The sequence below is a fragment of the Streptomyces sp. NBC_00341 genome, from assembly GCF_041435055.1.
GTDB lineage: Bacteria > Actinomycetota > Actinomycetes > Streptomycetales > Streptomycetaceae > Streptomyces.
On sequence record NZ_CP108002.1, the window covers coordinates 3,182,436 to 3,199,535 of the forward strand.

The following is a 17,100-nucleotide window of genomic DNA, read 5'->3' on the forward strand; positions in this document are numbered from 1 at the left end:
TACCTGGCCGTGTTGCGGCTGCCTCAAGCCGTGTTGCGGCCGTTGGTGGTCACCACCACCGTCTTGCCCGCCTTGTCCTGCAGTGCCTGCCGGTACGGCTTGTCCGTGAACATCAGCACGATGTTGATCAGCCACCACAGGCACGGGCAGCACAGCAGCGCCGGCAGCCACAGCACCACGGCCCGCAGGAAGGAACTGCCGGTGTCCGGCACGCTGCCGTCGTTGAGCATCGCGACCCGCAGCTTCAGCAGCCGTTTGCCGGGTGTGCGGCCGTCCTTGTGCGTGAAGTACGTGTCGTACCCGACGTAGATCACCAGGCCGATCAGCGACCAGATCAGCTGATGGCCGCTGTACGTCTGGGCGAAGATGTCACCGACGTCGTCGTTGCCGTTGTTGTCGTTCGACACCTCCACCGCGCCGCCCCAGGGCAGCGAGATCAGGTACAGCGGGATCGAGATGATCAGGAAGTCGATCAGCCGGGCCAGGACGCGCTTGCCGGGCTCGGCGAGCGGCGGCATCCCCGCCAGCGGATCCGCGCCCCCGGACTGGCCCCCGCCGTAGGGGCCGGGGTCGTACGGCGGAGGCGGCGGCGCGCTGTCGTAGGGCGAGCCCGACGGCGGCTGGGGCTCGTGCGGCTTCTTGAGGAACGGGTCGTCCTCTGGCGGCTGGCCGGACGTCGGCTGATCGTTGCTCATGGGGGCAGTGCACCCCGCCGCACGGGCGCCCGCAACGGCTGAGGTTCTTTCGGGGGAACGGGATCCGTCCGACGGCCCATCACCCGATGAGCCGTCAGCCGTGCGGGTCCCCTCAGCCGGCCACGAAGGTGCGGGCCGCCTTGTCGTGCCAGCACTGCCGCCACGGCCGGTCGATCAGGCACCAGAGCACGTTGAGCACACCGACCGCCAGGAGGCCCAGCACGCCGTAGACCAGCCAGCGGCGCAGGGAGGCGCCGAAGGTGGGCGCCGAGCCGGACTCGATGTCCCGTACGCCGAGTCCGCAGAGCTTCTTGCCGAGCGTACGGCCCCACTTCGCGGTCGGCAGCGCCTCCAGGAGGACGCCCAGCACCAGGAACGCGACCAGGACCCCGGCGGCCAGACCGGCGGTGGTGGAGTCCAGCAGCCAGACGGTGACCGTCTGACCGGACAGCTTGGCCGCGTCGATCTTCTCGTTGATGTGGTCCGTGGCCCGGGTCGCGAGGGGGAAGGCGACGGCGCCGACGAGCGCGCCCAGCACGACGGTGTCGATGAGCCGGGCGGCCAACCTCTTGCCGAGCGCGGCCGGACGGGCGGCCGACTGGGCCGCCGCGAGCTGCTGGAAGTGGTCGTTCACCGGAGGCTTCCAAGGCACGACGGGCTGATCGGCCCCTTGAGCCTGTTGGGGTGTCTGTTGGGGTGCCTGAGCCTGCGGGGGCTGCTGAGCTTGCGGGGGCTGGTAGGTCTGCGGGGGTTGCTGGGCCTGCTGAGGCTGGCGGGCCTGCTGAGGCTGGCGGGCCTGCTGAGGCGCCTGAATCTGCCGGGGTGTCTGAGCCTGTTGAGGTGTCCGAGCCTGCTGGGGTGCCTGAGCCTGCTGGGGGAACGCGGGCCCCTGTTGCTGCGCGGGGCCCGGCGCGGTGGTCTGTGGGGCGGCCGGGGCTGCCGGGACGGCCGGGCCGATCGCACGGATCGTCATCGTGCCCTCGGCGGGCGGCTCCTGCGCGTCGCGGTCACCGCTGCCGGAACCGCCGGAGCGACCTGAGCGACCGGACCGGGCGACCCGGATGGCGACGGTGTTCTCCGCCCGGTCACCGCCGTCCCGCATACCCGGCAGCGCACCGGCGGCCGGCTCTGAGGCCGGGGCCGGGGCCGCATCCGGGCCCGGCGGCATGGGCAGGCGCGGGTCCACCGGAGCAAGCTCGGCGCTCCGCCGGACGGCGGGCGAGCGGTCACCGGAGGAACGCAGCACCGGGGAGCGGTCTCCGGGCGTGTCGGCTGCCGGGGAACTGCCCTCGGGCGTACGCGGATCGGTACTCGGTACAGACTGCACAGGCTGCACGGGCTGCTGCGAAAGCTGCTCACCCTGCCGCGAAGGCTGCACGGGCTGCGGGCCGGGCTGTCCGGGCTGTCCGGGCTGTCCGGGCTGTCCGCCCCAGGAGACCCGGCGGTCGCGCTCGCCGCCGAAGCCGTTCTGCCGGGAGACGTCGGCCTGCCAGGCGGGCGAGGGCTCGGACCGGACGTCGTCCAGCGGCTCCTCGTCGAAGAACATCGGACCGGTCTCGTCCACCGGCGCGGGGGCGGGCCGGTGCGGCTCTGCCGGCTCCGGGTCGGGTGCCGAGGGCATCACCTCGCCGCTCTGCGGGGCGGGCCTGCTCGTGCCGGGCACCCAGGAGGCGCCGTTCCAGTACCGGACGTATCCGGGAATGGACGGATCGGGGTAGTACCCCTCGCGGGGGCTTTCGTCACCGGGTGCCGGGGTTGGGGCGCTCATCACCGTGGTCCCGTATCTCTTCGAGTCTCAGTACAAGGGTCTCCGTACAAGGGTCCACATCTACCAGACACCCGCGTACCCCCGTGCCGGTCCGGGTGTTTGGGCCACTTTCCGGTCACGCCAATCTTTTTTCCCCGAAGTCGCGTAATGGATGGAGGGGAGGGCGCTCTCTCCCTGTGAAGGCCGGTCGCGGGACCGGCTCACAGGTCTCGAAGGGACGCCTCATGCACACCGTCGTGGAACGCGAACTGGAGCTCAAGCTGGTCCTGTCGCCCGAGCGCAGCATCCCGGTGCCCGCCCGGCTGACGTATCGGACCCAGGACCCGTACGCCGTGCACATCACCTTCCACATCGGCTCCGACGCCCCCGTGTACTGGACGTTCGCCCGCGATCTGCTGGTGGAGGGCGTGTTCCGGCCGTGCGGGCACGGGGACGTACGGATCTGGCCGACCAAGGTCGACGGACGCTCCGTCATCTGCGTGGCGCTGACCTCGCCCGACGGCAACGCCCTCCTGGAGGTGGGGTCCGTCGCCGTGGCCGCCTGGATGGAACGGACGCTGCGGGTGGTTCCGCCGGGCACGGAGTCCGAGCGGCTCGGCATCGACGAGGGCCTCGCGGAACTGCTGGCGCCGCTGCCGGCCGACGACCTGTGGATGAGCGATCCGTGGCCGTCGGACGACGCGCAGGACGGGGAGAGTTGAGCGGACGCGGCGGGGGACGCCGGTCGGAGCACCTTGCCGGAGTGTCAGAACACCTTGCCCGGGTTGAGCAGCCCCAGCGGGTCGAAGGCCTGCTTGATGCCCCGGTGCAGTTCCACGCTCACCTCGCCGAGTTCCCGGGCGAGCCACTCCTTCTTGAGGACGCCGACGCCGTGTTCGCCGGTGATGGTGCCGCCGAGTTCGAGGCCGAGCGCCATGATCTCGTCGAAGGACTCGCGGGCCCGCCGGGACTCGTCGGCGTCGGTGTGGTCGAAGCAGACGACGGGGTGGGTGTTGCCGTCGCCCGCGTGGGCGCAGACGCCGATGGTGAGGTCGTACTTCTCCGCGACGGCTGCGGTGCCCTCCAGCATGGCGCCGAGCTGGGAGCGCGGTACGCACACGTCGTCGATCATCGTGGCGGATTTGACGGTCTCCAGCGCGGTGAGCGACATCCGGCGGGCCTGGAGCAGCATTTCGGACTCGGCCGCGTCCTCCGCCGGGACGACCTCGGTGGCGCCGGCGGCCGTGCAGAGTTCCGCGACGGCGGCCAGATCGGCTGCGGGGTCCGGTGTGTCGAAGGCGGCGAGCAGGAGCGCCTCCGTGGAGTCGGGGAGGCCCATGTTCGCCATCTTGTTGACGGCTCGGACTGTCGTACGGTCCATCAGTTCGAGGAGTGACGGGGTGTGACCCCGCTCCATGATCGCGCAGATCGCGTCGCAGGCACTGGCCGCGCTGGGGAACTCGGCGGCCAGCGCGAGCTGCCGGGGCGGCTTCGGCTTGAGCGCGAGCACGGCCTTGACGACGATCCCGAGGCTGCCCTCGGAGCCGACGAGGAGCCGGGTGAGGTCGTATCCGGCGACGCCCTTCGCGGTGCGGCGGCCGGTGCTGAGGAGACGCCCGTCCGCGAGGACGACGTCGAGGCCGAGGACGTATTCGGCGGTGACCCCGTACTTGACGCAGCACAGGCCGCCGGAGGCGGTCCCGATGTTGCCGCCGATGGTGCACATCTCCCAGCTGGAGGGGTCCGGCGGGTAGTACAGCCCGTGCTCGTCGACCGCGCGGGACAGCACCGCGTTGATGACGCCCGGCTCCACCACGGCGATCCGGTCGACGGGGCTGATCTCCAGGATGCGGTCCATCTTGGTCAGGGAGAGCACGATGCAGCCGTCGGAGGCGTTGGCGGCGCCCGACAGGCCCGTGCGGGCCCCCTGTGGGACGACCGGGACGCGCAGGGCCGTGGCGGTGCGCATGACGTGCTGGACCTGCTCGACGTTGCGTGGGAGCGCGACGACGGCCGGGGTGCCCGCCTCGCAGAAACTCGCCATGTCGTTGGCGTAGGAGGCGGTGATGTCCGGGTCGGTGATCAGGGCCTCGGCCGGGAGCCCCGCACGCAGTAGTTCGAGAAGATCGTCCATGATCCAAGACTCGCACCCGGGCCCATTGGTGTGAACCCGTAAGCGCCTGCCATCCCAAGACGCGGTGCGATCTTCATACTGACGCAGAGTGATCGGCATGGACGTCACTCCGCAGCAGCCCCCGGCGGCCCCCGGGCCGGACCACTCCCCCGAGACCCCGGACACCGCCTACGCCCCGCCGTGCGAATCCCCTCCGGCCCTGCCGCCGGACCCCGCCTCCCTGGCCGAGCCGCCGCCCGCCTCGCTGCGCACGACGCTGCGCCGGGCCGCGTTCGGCGTGGTGGCGGGTGCGGTGCTGGTGACGGGTGCGGTGGTTGCCGTGCCCGACGAGGACAAGGACGCGGCGCCGCCGGTGTCCGGTCCGGTCTCCCGGGCGATGACCGCGACAGCGGCAGGCTCCCCCGCCTCGCTCTCCGATCTGACATCGCTGATCGGGGACCGGCAGGCGTGGGTGGGCACCCATCCCTCCGACGCGCAGTCGTGGGCGGTGCTGGGCTCCGCCTACGTGGAGTGGGGGCGGCGGGCGGCGGACGCGGCGTACTACACCCGGGCCGAGCAGGCGCTGAAGCGGTCGCTGAACGTGCAGCCGGGCGACCGGGGGAACGAGGCCGCCTGGGTCGGCCTCGCCTCGCTCGCCAACGCCCGGCACGACTTCGTGACGGCGAAGAAGTGGGGCGAGACGGTACGGCGCCGGCAGCCGAAGCAGTGGACGGTCTACCCGGAGCTGATCGACGCGTACAACGGCCTCGGCGACCAGAAGTCGGCGATCACGGCGGTGGAGAAGTACACGGCGCTGCGGGCCGGGGTGCCCGCGCTGGGCCGGACGGCGGAGATGTACCGCGACCGGGGCTGGCGCGAGGACGCGCTCGCCACCGCCCAGGACGCCGCGAACCGGGCGAAGACACCTGCGGAGAAGGCGGCCTGCCTCTCCCGGCTGGGTGATCTGGCCTGGGAGCGGGGCGAACCGGAGGAGGCCGTGGCCCAGTACGGGGCTGCGCTGCGCACCGACCGCGCCCACCACGCCTCCCTCGCGGGCCGCGCCCGCGCGCTGGCGGCCCTCGGCCGCACGGACGAGGCCCAGCGGGACTACCAGGCCGCACTGGCCAAGTCCCCGCGGCCCGAGTACATGCTGGAGCTGGGCGAGCTGTACGAGTCGCTGGGCCTGGACGGCGACTCCGTCAACCAGTACACCCGGCTGCGCGAGGCGCTGTCCCGGGCCGGGACCCAGGGCGTGGACGAGGCCCTGCTCCTCGGCCGCTTCGAGGCAGCCCACGGTGACGCGGACGCGGCGGTGGAGCAGCTGCGCGCGGAGTGGGACCTCGGTCACCGCAGCGCGGCGGTGGCGGACGCGCTGGGCTGGGCGCTGCACCGCTCGGGCGATTCGGACTCGGCTCTGGAGTACGCGCGGAAGGCGGTCGACACGGGCGGCCAGAACGCCTCTTACGCGTACCACCTGGGCATGGTCCAGCGCGCGCTGAACGACTTCGGCCCGGCCCGCCGCAACCTGGAGGACGCGCTGCGCACCAACCCGCAGTTCTCGCCCCTGGACGCCCCGAACGCGCAGGAGGCCCTGGACACCATGGGCCTGCCCCCGGCGGGCGGCCCCCAGGACATGCAGCCCGCGCCCCCGCCGGCACCACCCCAGGCCCCGGCACCGCAGCGAACCGACCCGCCGCAGGCACCGGCCCCGTCGCAGGCACCGGCCCCGTCCCCCGCACCCCCGAAGCAGGGCGCGGCGGGGGCGTCGTCGGGCCACTGACGTCCATAGGGGGCACCCGCCCATGGCAGGCGGGTGGACGGTCCGGCCCACCCGTCCGCCCGCCCGCCTCGACCGGCAGCTGCGCCGCTCAAGGCCCCTATCCTCAAATGCATGAACGACACCGTGTACGGTCGTTTGCGCAAATTCGCCGCAGAACTCACCGTGCCTCCCCGTCTGGAGTACCCGGAGATCAGCCACGGCGAGATCGTCATGGTGATGTCGCCAGTGAAGCGACACGAGCTCGCCGCGCTGCGTCTGCGCAGGCAACTCGACGCCCAGCTGACCGATGGCGTGGTCGCTCACACCGGCGGAGACGTCGAGGAACAGGCGCTCGGGATTCTGCGACGCCCCGATGTGATCCGCTGGGCAAGGCCGAGCCGGAGCTCGCCCCCTCCGAGGGGGTCACGCAACCGGCGCGAACACCATCCGCGCTGTCGCCGTGAGGATCAGCACTACCGGGATGGCGAACCACCAGCGCCGAAGACGTAGCAGTGCGACGACCGCCCACGTAACCACGATGGCCAACACCTCGGTCAACAGGGCGAAGACGGCCATCATCCGGGCGGTGTCCGTGACCGTGCTGTCCCACGGCCCCTCGGGCTCGACAAGCAGAGCGTTCAGCAGGAAGAGCCCCCCGATGGCATGCAGCACCAGCAGAATCGTGGCACACAGACCTGTCACGACGGCCTTGATGGGTGGCCCTTGCGTCCGCTCCTTCAAGCCTTGCTCAGTCATGCAGTGCCTGCCTTGCCTGGTCCAGGTTGTACCCGAAGCCACGACCGTAGGCCTGCGCGTCGTCGGTCTGCCAGCCAGGACCGCCGTTGTAACGGGCGGCCAGTTCTTGATACTGCGCCGGAGTCATCTGATCGGCAGGCACTCCGAGAAGTGTCCTTACCCCTTCTACCCGGAGCCGGGCGGGCTCCTGCCGTGGGCGGGAACCGACAACGGAGACCGGGTCTGCTGGCTCACCGAGGGGCAGCCGGACGGGTGGACGGTCGTCTGCTGGAATCCGAGAGGCTGGTACTACGACGCCCATCCCGTGGGCACGGTCGAGTTCCTGGTCGGCTGGCTGTCAGGTGACATCAGCACCAGCGTCTTTCCCGACGCCGCCGAGTTCGCCGCCGATGCCGATGAGTTCGTCGCAGAGGCTGATCCGCTGCTCATCGGTGCGTGTGAGGAGCTGAGTCGCACAAGCCGGCCCGATCAAGTTCTGCGACGGCGACAGTATCGGCGGCGGGGCCCCGGTCCGATGACCGGAGCCCCGCCAGGGTTCTGCGTCCGCGCGCAGGGTGACGGGACCTCGGGGGAGACCCTCGGCTCAGCGGATACAGATGGTCAGGTTGACCGTGTCGCCCGGCGAGACATTGTGCGGGCTGTGCGGAGACACCCCGATGACGGAGGTCGGCTTGCAGTTGGGCACCGACTTCTCCGTCACCGTCCCCAGCTTCAACCCCACCTGAACCAACGCAGCCTTGGCCGAACCAGCGTCCCAGCCCGTCATATCGATCTTCTTGCCCGAGATCATCACGGTCGTCGCATCCGTGTCAGGAGCCGAAGAACGGGAGCAGAGGGTGAGGTTGACCGTGTCGCCCGGCGACACGTTCTGCGGGCTGTGCGGCGACACCCCGAGGACAGAAGTCGGCTTGCAGTCGGGCACCGACTTCTCCGTCACCGTCCCCAGCTTCAACCCCACCTGAACCAACGCAGCCTTCGCGGAACCGGAATCCCAGCCCGTCATATCGATCTTCTTGCCGGAGATCATCACGGTCGTCGCATCCGTGCTGCTCGCGGCGGTGGTACTCGACGTGTTCGGGCTGCCGGTGGTGATGGCGGCCAAGGCGGTGCCGCCGCCGGCCACGGCCACGGCGGCGGCCACCCCGGCGATGAGGCCGGCGCGCTTGCGGCGGGCGCGGCGCTGGATGCCGGTGGCGTCGAAGTGGGGGGCGGGCGAGTTGTTCGCGAAGTCGTTCAAGGCGGATACCAGTTCCTGCTCGAAGGAGGTGTCACCGGGGCCGCCGTCCAGGGGCCGCGATCCGTAGCCGTTCATCGGGTTCCCTTCCGGGGCTGCGGTGACGAAGGTTCGGAGAGTGCGGGCGCCTGGGCCCGGAGTTTTTCGAGGCCGCGGGTGATCTGGGACCGGACGGCGCTCGGTGAGATCCGGAGGTCCTCAGCGATCTCGGCGTCCGACAGGTCGTGGAAGTAACGCAGCACCACGACGGTGCGCATTCCTATCGGCAGCCCCTGCAGAGCCCGGACGAGCTGGTCCCGGCTGTCTATGCGCCCGTAGTCGTCGCCGGGGGCCGGCCGGTCGTCGCCCGTATCGTGCCGGGGCACGACACGGCGGAACCGTCGCCATCTGTCGTTGGCCAGATTGACCATGATCCGCCGCACGTACGCGTCCGGAGCGTCCTTGTCAGCGATGGTGCGCCAGCGACGGCAGGTACGTTCCAGAGTCTCCTGGACCAGATCCTCGGCCGCCTCGCGGCTCCCGGTCAGCACCAGCGCGCCCCGGAACAGTGCGCCCGAACGGGCGGCGACGAAGGCCTGGAAGCCGGTCCCCGGATCCGTGGGCACCTGCGCCAAAGCCGCCCGGTCGGGCACATCGGGCCGGGCCGCCTCGGACCGCAGCGAACTCCATTGGGTTGCCAGATCCACAGCGCTCCTCCCTTCCTGTCCCCCTCTTGACGGGGAAGGGGTCTCGCCTGCTGCACGGCCCAGTTGAGAGCTGCGTCACACGGAGGGGTTCAACGCGGCGCGGGTCGGCCCGGCGATTGTTTGTGCATAGTGCACGCTATATGTATCGTGAAAAAGGCATGCATAGTACACAACGCTGCCGGGAAAGCACCGTAAGGAAACGAACATGAACCGTCTGCACGACAAAGTGGCCGTCATCACCGGAGCCGGAAGCGGCATCGGCCGCGCCGCCGCCGAACTCATGAGCAAGGAGGGCGCCCGCGTCGTCGTGGCCGACCACGACACCCGGGCAGCCGAGGAGACGGCCGCCCTCATCACCGCGGCGGGCGGTCAGGCACTGCCCCTCACGGTGGACGTCATGGAGGAGGACTCCATCGCGGACATGATCAGCGCCACGGTGAACGAGTACGGCGCCCTGAACGTCCTGTGCAACCACGTCGGCGGCACCAACCCGCGTACCGACCTCGACGTGCTCCGCGTGGACATGGACGAATTCGACCGGGCCGTCGCCCTCAACATGCGCAGCACGCTCCTGGGTTCCCGGCACGCGATCCCCCACATGATCCGGGCCGGCGGCGGCTCGATCATCAACACCGCGTCCGTCGCCGCGCTCGTCGGCGACGTCTTGCAGACCTCCTACGGCGCGGTCAAGGCCGCAGTGGTCAGCATCACCAAGTCGGTCGCCACCCAGTACGGTCCGCAGAACATCCGCTGCAACGCCATCGCCCCCGGCGCGGTGGTGACGCCCGCCCTGGAGAACAACCTCCCCCAGGAAGTGGTCGACAGCCTCAAGCGGGGCAACGCCCTCCCCTACCTGGGCTCCCCCGAGGACATCGGCCACACCATGGTCTTCCTCGCCTCCGACGAGTCCCGCTACCTCACCGGCCAGCTCCTCGTGGTGGACGGCGGGATGACGGCACAGTCGTCCGCCGCGCCGGGACGCCGCGCCATGCTCCCGGTGTAGCGCCTCCGGCGGTGCACGGGCTGCGGCAGGCGCGGCTCCCGGCGCCCGTCGCGGCGGCACAGCGTGAAAAACTCCCCTCTCGAACGCGGGGCACACGCTCCCGCGACCTGGGAGGGAACACCGTGAGCAGGACGATTTGGGTTGCCGTGGCGACAGCGGTCATCGCGCTCGGAGCCGCAGGCTGCGGCACGAGCGACGCCGACACCGGGGCAGCCGCCCCTTCGTCGCCATCACCCCGCCCCAAGGGCACCGGTCCTCTCCCGGAGAAAGTCGTACGCACGGACCTGGACACCTCGACCGCGGACGCGGGCGTTCCGGCGAACGCACCGGATTTCGCCCGCTCGGCCGAGGAACGGTCGGACGGCTCGCCAGCATCGTGCACCGTCGCCTTCAAGGGCTTCGGCACCAAGTCCACGCCTGTTGACCTCAGCAGTTTCGAGGGAGTGGTGAGCGAGCTGGGCGAGCGCGACTGGCAGCTGTCCCGGAAACGGGAGGACCGCAAGCGCAAAGATGGCGACATCGCCGAGTCCCGGACGGTCCTGAAGCAGCGCGGCTGGACCCTGATAGCGAACTACCTGGTCCTGGCGGACAACGGCGTGATCACCCTGTTCGCCTCCGAGGACGCGTGCATAAAGAAGATCGGCGCCGACACGGGCCTGCTCGGCTGACCGACCCCCTCACGCGGGGTCGGGAACACCGCGTCAATGAGGGACCCCGTCCACCGCAACCGCCCTCAGCAGCCCCACGCGCAGGGCCAGGAACCCGGTGTGCCCCGTCCGGGCCGCGTGCTCGGCGCACCACAGCTGCCGTACGGCAACGTCCTGGGACACGGTGGGCTCCGGGCCCTCCCCACACGTGGTGCACTCCGTTTCGTGCACCGCCGGGCTGTCGGACGCGTCCTCGACGAACGCCCAGCCCGGCGGCCTCGGCGGCTCCGGTAGCGGCACGGTGACCAGGTGATCGGCGGGCACGCGCAGCGGGCGGCCCCCTCCGGCGAAGGTCAGCACCACGGCCATGCCGCCGGTCGCGTACCGGTCCAGCCGCACGGCACCCACCTCACGCCACTCCCCCTGTACGTGTACGAGGTCGCCACGCCTCATCCGTACCGCGCACCGCAGTTGTTCAGACGGCATCCGGACCGCCTCCGGTCTGCGACGGCAGCCTGCACTCCGCCCAGACCGCTTTCCCCGGGCCGTTGCGGTCAGCAGCGCCCCACCGGTCCGCGAGTGCGGCGACGAGGAACAGCCCGCGCCCTTCGCACGCGTCCGGCACGGGCTCCCGGCGGACCGGGCGGACGGACGAGGCGTCGTGCACCTCGATCCGCACGCCGTCCGGCAGCCGGACGAAGCGGGTCTCGATCTCCCGGCCCGGCGAGACCCGGGCGTGCCGCCCGGCGTTCGTGAGTAACTCCGACAGGACGAGCAACGCGGTGTCGGTGACCGGCACCAGTCCCCAACTCGCGAGTGCCGTACACAGTTCGGCGCGCGCCCGCCCGACCTGCCGGGGATGCCGGCTCCACCGCCGCACCACCTGTTTTGGCATCACCGCCCCACCACCACACCGTGGATGAGCCCCTTCCTCGCACAGTCACCGTGCGCGGCCAGCCACCACACGGTCCGCCGCGCCCGCCGCTCCCGGTTCGCGGCACGCTCCCATCGGGCCCAGGCGGCGGGCGAGTAGGGGCCGGGCGCGGCAGCCAGCCGCGCGTCCGCCAGCGCGATGACGCCGGACCGGGGCCTGACCGGGAAGGGCGGTGGGAGGGGACGGAGTTGAGGGGGCGGCTTCATGGATCGCCGCAGCGGGCCAAACAACCAGTCGATAACATGCTTCATGTCGACGCTCCTGGAGGGCGTGGGCCACGCCCCCGGACCGGTGCAGGTCGCGGGGGTCTTTTGCGTGCGCACCACGGACAGCGCGAGGCGTCACCGCCATCGCACACTGAGTGATGATGGCACCAGAGTGCTCTGCTCGCGCGCATCTCGCAAGTGACTCTTTGGAACTCGACCCATGATCTTTTAGCGTCGGTACGCTTCTCCCCGTCAGCCCATCGTCAAGGGGGACTTATGGCCGCATCACGCCCAACTGTTCGACGTCGTCGACTCGCCTCGCTGCTGATCGAGTACCGCGAGGCGGCAGGCAAAACCCCTGAAGATGCGGCACAACGCATCGGCTGTCATCGCACGAAGATCAACCGGATCGAGAAGGCCAGACTGGGCATCTCTTTGGGCGAGTTGCGCGATCTTCTGTCCTTCTACGGGGTCGAGAGCGCGGCGCAGGTCGACGGCATGGTGTCGCTGGCTCAACGCAGCCGCGAACCGGGGTGGGTGCAGCGCGCGGGGCTCGCCCGCCCCTCGTACATGGACTTCATCGACTACGAGAAGACGGCCGACTACATCAGGTCCTGTCAGAACAACCTGATCGCCGGACTTCTTCAGACACCCGACTACGCGCGAGCCATCCTGTCGGCCCCGCCATCAACGCTTGACGGAGAGGCGATTGACGACCTCGTCACGGCCCGGATGAAGCGCCAGGAGATTCTGCGGAGTCCAGAGCCGCCTCGCCTGTGCGTCATCGAGGGCGAAGCTGCTCTGCGCCTGCAAGTAGGCGGCGCCCAGGTCATGCGTCGGCAGCTTGACCACCTGGCGGCCATGACGGAGCAGCCGAATGTCGACGTACAGATCATTCCTGACAGAGCCGGAGCACACGCCGGGCTGGCCGGTTCGTTCGTTCTCTTCGGCTTCCCCAACGCATCGTTCTCTCCCGTCGTCTGCGTGGAGCATCGAACGGGGACGCTGTACATGGAGACTCCCGAAGAGACCGAGGAATATACGCTGATCTTCGACTCGCTTCGGTCCATCGCCTTGAGCCCCGGGGACAGTTTGAACTTGATCACCAAGGCGCGGCAGGAGATGTAGAGCGTGACATGGAGAGGTAGACAGTGACGAGCACCCCTGACCTTGAGGCCGCAGCATGGCGCAAGAGCAGCTACAGCGGCCAAGGCGGCGACTGCATAGAGGTCGCGGGCCTCACCGCCCGCACCGCCGTCCGCGACAGCAAGAACCCCACCGGCCCCGCGCTCATCCTCGGCAACCGGGCCTGGGCCGCCTTCGTCGAGGACGCCAAGCAGCCCCGCTGAGCACGCGCTGCCCGCGACGGGCGGGCCGGAGCTCCCGGCCCGCCCGTAGTCGTATCCCGGCAGCGTGTAGAGGTTGTCCCTCGCGCCCGGTGCGACAGTGCGTCTGCCCCGGTTGACGACCGCGCACAACCAGGCGCTTTCCGCGCTGAACTTGCCCAAGCGCGAGCCCCACGCGGTGAGCCGGGGCCGATACCGTGGCCTCGGTCGTCCGGTTAGGAGAGTCAGACTTGCACCGTCGGCAGTTCCTCGCAGCCTCCAGCGCCGCGGCCCTCAGCGCGCTCTCCCTGCCCGACCCCGACAGCATCACCCGCCGTACCGCCGCCGCGGACGCAGGCGCCACCGTGACCGTCGGCCTCGGCGAGGTCACCGCCGTCCGGCACATGACCACCACGCTCGGCGATGCTGCTTCCGAGCTCGGCGGCGGCCACGCCCGTCACCTGGCGGTCCGCTACCTCACCCAGGACGTCCGCCCCTGGCTGGAGGGCAGCTACACCCAGGCCACCGGCCGCGAACTCTTCGCCTCCGTCGCCCAGCTCGTCCACCTCGCCGGATGGATGGCGCAAGATGAAGGCAACCAGGGCATGGCCCAGGAGTACTTCAAGGAGTCGTATCAGATGGCCCGGGAGGCCGGCCACGCCGAACTGGCCGCGACCGCCCTCCGCGGGCTCGCCGTCCAGTGCATCGATTTGAACTACCGGGCGGCCGGGGTACGCATTTCCGAGGAATGTGTCCGCCTCGCCCGCCACCTCGATGAGCCGCGGGCCATCGCTTACTACAACGCCACCCTCGCCAACGCCGCCGCCACCGACGGCGACCCTCGTACCGCCGCCAAGGCTCTCGCCGCCTCACAGACTGCCATCGAGAGTGCTCCCGCCGTCCCGGGGGAATCCTGGGCCGCCCACTACTCGCCGGGGCGCTGGGCGCACGAGTCCGGCATGGTCCTCGCCCGCCTCGGAGACCTCGACGCCGCCGAAGAGCACCTGCACCTCGCGCTCGACATCCACGGAATCGACCGCAAGCGCACCCGTGCCATGGTCCTCGCCGACCTCGGTCAAGTCCGGCTCCGCCGCGACGACGTCGACGGCGCGGTCGCCGTATGGAACGAATTCCTCGACTGCACCGTCGGCATCCGCTCAATGAAGGTCCACGACGCCCTGCACGACATGCGCGCCCGGCTGGACCTCGACCGCCTCCACGGAGTGTTCGGCGTCGCGGAACTCAAAGAACGTGCGGACACGCTCTAGTTGAGACACCGCGGACACCCCACGCCCGGCTTCCCGGCCCGTGCCCCGGGTCAGACGCGCGAGTTCCGCAGCGACTGCCACACCGCGCCGGCCAGTGCGCGCGTCGCCCGGGGGACCGAGAGGTGCTCGTGCTCGCGGTACAGGTTCCAGTTGTACGGGACGAGCGACAGCTTGTTCGAGGACAGCGATCCCGCCTGGTGGGCCCGGTACACCGCGAGCGGTTCGGCGAGGCCGCGGGCGTCGGCGCCGTCGCGCATGATCGACAGCCACAGGGCGTAGTCCTGGCGCTTGCGCATCTCCGGCATGAGCCTCGTGCCCAGGGCGTTGCGGTCGTACATGGCGGTGAGGGCGCCGATGTAGTCCTTGACCAGCATCGCGCGGTAGTCCACGTGCGCCCGCGCGGGGATGACCCGCCCGTTCGGGACCCAGTCGGTGCTGTCGCCCGGGTAGTCGGCGTCCATCTTGAAGTACGAGGTGAACGTCAGAGGCGCGGTGGCCTCCGCGGCGAAGGCGAGCTGCTTCTCGGCCTTCTCCGGCAGCCACATGTCGTCGGAGTCGAGGAAGGCCACGTAGTCCCCGCGGGCGCGCTCGATCGCGAGGTTGCGGGCGCGGCCCGCACCGCCCCGCTCGGGCGCCGACTCCGGCAGCACGCGCTCGTCCTGGGCGGCGAACTCGCGGAGCAGGTCCATGGAGCCGTCGGAGGACTGGTCGTCGGTGACCAGCAGTTCCAGATCGCTATGGGTCTGCGTGAGCACCGACCGGATCGCTGCCCCCAGCGTCGCGGCCGAGTTGTACACGGGCATCACTACAGACACCAGGGGCACAGCGCATCTCCTTGCGGGATCAGGAACGACGGTCCATTCAAGCACCGCATCGGGCAAGAGCTGACACGCAGGTGGCCGCCCCGCAAACCGCGACGGGCGGGCCGGAGAGAATCCGGCCCGCCCGTCGCGGTCACTCCCGCGTCGCTCAGAGGTTGCCGCGGCGCTCCTGCTCGCGCTCGATCGCCTCGAACAGGGCCTTGAAGTTGCCCTTGCCGAAGCCCATCGAGCCGTGGCGCTCGATCATCTCGAAGAACACCGTAGGACGGTCCTGGACCGGCTTGGTGAAGATCTGGAGCAGGTAGCCGTCCTCGTCGCGGTCCACGAGGATCTTCTGCTCGCGCAGGGTCTCCACCGGCACCCGGGTCTCGCCGGCCCACTCGCCCAGCGTGTCGTAGTACGAGTCCGGGGTGTCCAGGAACTGGACGCCGGCCGCGCGCATCGCCTTCACGGAGGCGACGATGTCGTTCGTGGCGAGCGCGATGTGCTGGACGCCCGCGCTGCCGTAGAACTCCAGGTACTCGTCGATCTGGGACTTCTTCTTGGCGACGGCCGGCTCGTTGATCGGGAACTTGACCTTGAGGGTGCCGTCCGCGACCACCTTGGACATGAGCGCGGAGTACTCGGTGGCGATGTCGTCGCCCACGAACTCCTTCATGTTGGTGAAGCCCATGACCTTGTTGTAGAAGCCGACCCACTCGTTCATCCGGCCGAGCTCGACGTTGCCGACGCAGTGGTCGATGGCCTGGAAGGTGCGCTTGGCGGGCGGCGCGACGATCGGCTCGGCCGCGGCGTAGCCGGGGAGGTAGGGGCCGTCGTAGCCGCCGCGCTCGACGAGGGTGTGGCGGGTCTTGCCGTACGTGGCGATGGCGGCCAGGACGACGGTGCCGTGCTCGTCCTTCACCTCGTGCGGCTCGGTCAGGCCGTGGGCGCCGTGCTCGACCGCGTAGGCGTACGCGGCGCGGGCGTCCGGGACCTCGATGGCCAGGTCGACGACGCCGTCGCCGTGCTCGTTGACGTGCTCCGCCAGGAAGCGGCCGTGGTCCGTGGCCGGCTTGATGACGGAGGTGAAGACGAAGCGGGCGGAACCGGCGGTCAGGACGTAACTGGCCGTCTCGCGGCTGCCGTTCTCCGGTCCGGAGTAGGCGACCAGCTTCATGCCGAAGGCGGTGGAGTAGTAGTGCGCGGCCTGCTTGGCGTTGCCGACGGCGAAGACGACGGCGTCCATTCCCTTGACCGGGAAGGGGTCGGCCTGCCGTGCACTGTCGGGGGTGCTGTGCATCGTCTCAGTCATGTCCGAAGGTTCTCCCCGCTTCGCAAGGTGCGCAACAGTTTGCGAAATCACTGGGCAGTCTGTGCAGTGGTTGGCCATGATGGGCGGGCTATCTGTACATGCTGACCATCCCTGTGACTCCCCGGAGGCGGACCTTGGCGATCGATCACCTGGACGGGCGGCTCATCGTGCTGCTGGCGCGTGAACCCAGGATCGGGGTACTGGAGGCTTCGCGCAGGCTCGGCGTGGCGCGCGGGACGGTACAGGCGCGCCTCGACCGTCTTCAGTCGAATGGCGTCATCCGCGGATTCGGTCCGGACGTGGACCCGGCGGCCCTCGGCTACCCGGTCACCGCTTTCGCGACGCTGGAGATCAAACAGGGCCAAGGGACCGACGTACGGGCGCACTTGAGTGGCGTACCGGAGGTACTTGAACTGCACACCACCACCGGCCAGGGCGATATGTTCTGCCGGCTCGTGGCCCGTTCCAACGCGGATCTCCAGCGGGTGATCGACCTCGTTGTCGGATTTGATGGCATTGTCCGGGCCTCCACGGCCATCGTCATGGAGAACCCCGTACCCCTGCGCATCATCCCCCTCGTCGAACAGGCGGCGGAGGACGTCAACTGAGCCG

General features: G+C 70.1%; 20 protein-coding genes. 8 read left to right on the top strand and 12 right to left on the bottom strand.

All coding sequences use genetic code 11. The features are described 5' to 3' along the window. Positions 1–23 precede the first annotated feature (23 nt). Together OG892_RS14255 and OG892_RS14260 are read right to left on the bottom strand one after the other, a co-directional pair. Entirely contained in the window at positions 24–695 is a 672-nt protein-coding gene (locus OG892_RS14255) for an RDD family protein (RefSeq protein WP_073738216.1), read from the bottom strand. 112 nt (positions 696–807) lie between these two features. Then, positions 808–2,463, bottom strand: coding sequence for an RDD family protein (locus OG892_RS14260; protein ID WP_371629348.1), 1,656 nt, complete (start codon positions 2,461–2,463; stop codon positions 808–810). 224 nt (positions 2,464–2,687) lie between these two features. On the opposite strand from OG892_RS14260, the gene OG892_RS14265 reads away from it, so the two are divergent. Further along, entirely contained in the window at positions 2,688–3,164 is a 477-nt protein-coding gene (locus OG892_RS14265) for an SsgA family sporulation/cell division regulator (RefSeq protein ID WP_073738371.1), read from the top strand. A 44-nt stretch (positions 3,165–3,208) separates the two neighbouring features. On the opposite strand, the gene OG892_RS14270 is transcribed toward OG892_RS14265, so the two are convergent. Continuing rightward, positions 3,209–4,576, bottom strand: a complete 1,368-nt coding sequence (locus OG892_RS14270) for an FAD-binding oxidoreductase (protein WP_073738214.1) — start codon at positions 4,574–4,576, stop codon at positions 3,209–3,211. A gap of 97 nt (positions 4,577–4,673) precedes the next feature. Between OG892_RS14270 and OG892_RS14275 the strand changes: the two genes are divergently transcribed. Beyond that, entirely contained in the window at positions 4,674–6,335 is a 1,662-nt protein-coding gene (locus OG892_RS14275; protein ID WP_371629349.1) for a tetratricopeptide repeat protein, read from the top strand. 402 nt (positions 6,336–6,737) lie between these two features. Here OG892_RS14275 and OG892_RS14280 read toward each other — a convergent pair whose 3' ends face one another. From OG892_RS14280 to OG892_RS14295, 4 genes are all read right to left on the bottom strand, one after another. Further along, positions 6,738–7,070 carry a hypothetical protein gene (locus tag OG892_RS14280; protein WP_371629350.1) on the bottom strand — a complete coding sequence of 111 codons (333 nt, stop codon included), beginning with the start codon at positions 7,068–7,070 and terminating at the stop codon, positions 6,738–6,740. Further along, the gene (locus OG892_RS14285; protein WP_371629351.1) at positions 7,063–7,212 is read right to left on the bottom strand and encodes a hypothetical protein; all 150 of its coding nucleotides are present in this window, start codon (positions 7,210–7,212) and stop codon (positions 7,063–7,065) included. Before OG892_RS14285 ends, OG892_RS14280 begins: the two co-directional genes overlap by 8 nt. Positions 7,213–7,653: 441 nt before the next feature. Beyond that, on the bottom strand, positions 7,654–8,382 hold the full coding sequence (locus OG892_RS14290) for a PASTA domain-containing protein (RefSeq protein WP_371629352.1): 729 nt from the start codon (positions 8,380–8,382) through the stop codon (positions 7,654–7,656). Next, positions 8,379–8,936: a SigE family RNA polymerase sigma factor gene (locus OG892_RS14295; protein ID WP_073738211.1), complete on the bottom strand. Its 558-nt coding sequence runs from the start codon at positions 8,934–8,936 to the stop codon at positions 8,379–8,381. The genes OG892_RS14290 and OG892_RS14295 overlap by 4 nt, the downstream gene beginning before the upstream one ends. A gap of 259 nt (positions 8,937–9,195) precedes the next feature. Between OG892_RS14295 and OG892_RS14300 the strand changes: the two genes are divergently transcribed. Together OG892_RS14300 and OG892_RS14305 are read left to right on the top strand one after the other, a co-directional pair. Further along, positions 9,196–9,993 carry an SDR family NAD(P)-dependent oxidoreductase gene (locus OG892_RS14300; RefSeq protein WP_073738210.1) on the top strand — a complete coding sequence of 266 codons (798 nt, stop codon included), beginning with the start codon at positions 9,196–9,198 and terminating at the stop codon, positions 9,991–9,993. 122 nt (positions 9,994–10,115) lie between these two features. After that, a complete protein-coding gene (locus OG892_RS14305) occupies positions 10,116–10,661 on the top strand; it encodes a hypothetical protein (RefSeq protein ID WP_371629353.1) in 546 nt (181 codons plus the stop codon). A 33-nt stretch (positions 10,662–10,694) separates the two neighbouring features. Here the strand turns inward: OG892_RS14305 and OG892_RS14310 are convergent, their stop codons facing one another. The 3 genes from OG892_RS14310 to OG892_RS14320 are packed head-to-tail and all read right to left on the bottom strand — an operon-like array spanning position 10,695 to position 11,825. Then, positions 10,695–11,126, bottom strand: a complete 432-nt coding sequence (locus OG892_RS14310) for a hypothetical protein (RefSeq protein ID WP_143195112.1) — start codon at positions 11,124–11,126, stop codon at positions 10,695–10,697. Further along, positions 11,116–11,535: an ATP-binding protein gene (locus OG892_RS14315; protein ID WP_073738208.1), complete on the bottom strand. Its 420-nt coding sequence runs from the start codon at positions 11,533–11,535 to the stop codon at positions 11,116–11,118. Before OG892_RS14315 ends, OG892_RS14310 begins: the two co-directional genes overlap by 11 nt. Further along, positions 11,535–11,825: a hypothetical protein gene (locus tag OG892_RS14320; RefSeq protein WP_327337097.1), complete on the bottom strand. Its 291-nt coding sequence runs from the start codon at positions 11,823–11,825 to the stop codon at positions 11,535–11,537. Before OG892_RS14320 ends, OG892_RS14315 begins: the two co-directional genes overlap by 1 nt. A 231-nt stretch (positions 11,826–12,056) precedes the next feature. On the opposite strand from OG892_RS14320, the gene OG892_RS14325 reads away from it, so the two are divergent. The 3 genes from OG892_RS14325 (at position 12,057) to OG892_RS14335 (ending at position 14,373) form a co-directional block, all read left to right on the top strand. Continuing rightward, positions 12,057–12,908, top strand: coding sequence for a helix-turn-helix transcriptional regulator (locus OG892_RS14325; RefSeq protein ID WP_328866910.1), 852 nt, complete (start codon positions 12,057–12,059; stop codon positions 12,906–12,908). A 23-nt stretch (positions 12,909–12,931) separates the two neighbouring features. Then, positions 12,932–13,129: a DUF397 domain-containing protein gene (locus tag OG892_RS14330; protein WP_328866909.1), complete on the top strand. Its 198-nt coding sequence runs from the start codon at positions 12,932–12,934 to the stop codon at positions 13,127–13,129. A 227-nt stretch (positions 13,130–13,356) separates the two neighbouring features. Beyond that, complete coding sequence (locus tag OG892_RS14335; RefSeq protein ID WP_371629354.1) at positions 13,357–14,373, top strand: tetratricopeptide repeat protein; 1,017 nt, start codon at positions 13,357–13,359, stop codon at positions 14,371–14,373. Between the two features lie 50 nt (positions 14,374–14,423). On the opposite strand, the gene OG892_RS14340 is transcribed toward OG892_RS14335, so the two are convergent. Together OG892_RS14340 and hppD are read right to left on the bottom strand one after the other, a co-directional pair. Further along, complete coding sequence (locus tag OG892_RS14340; protein ID WP_371629355.1) at positions 14,424–15,197, bottom strand: glycosyltransferase family 2 protein; 774 nt, start codon at positions 15,195–15,197, stop codon at positions 14,424–14,426. A gap of 145 nt (positions 15,198–15,342) precedes the next feature. Beyond that, positions 15,343–16,488: a 4-hydroxyphenylpyruvate dioxygenase gene (gene hppD, locus OG892_RS14345; protein WP_371629356.1), complete on the bottom strand. Its 1,146-nt coding sequence runs from the start codon at positions 16,486–16,488 to the stop codon at positions 15,343–15,345. A gap of 134 nt (positions 16,489–16,622) precedes the next feature. Here hppD and OG892_RS14350 point away from each other — a divergent pair, with 134 nt between their 5' ends. After that, positions 16,623–17,096 carry an Lrp/AsnC family transcriptional regulator gene (locus OG892_RS14350; RefSeq protein ID WP_327337101.1) on the top strand — a complete coding sequence of 158 codons (474 nt, stop codon included), beginning with the start codon at positions 16,623–16,625 and terminating at the stop codon, positions 17,094–17,096. Positions 17,097–17,100: the final 4 nt, after the last annotated feature.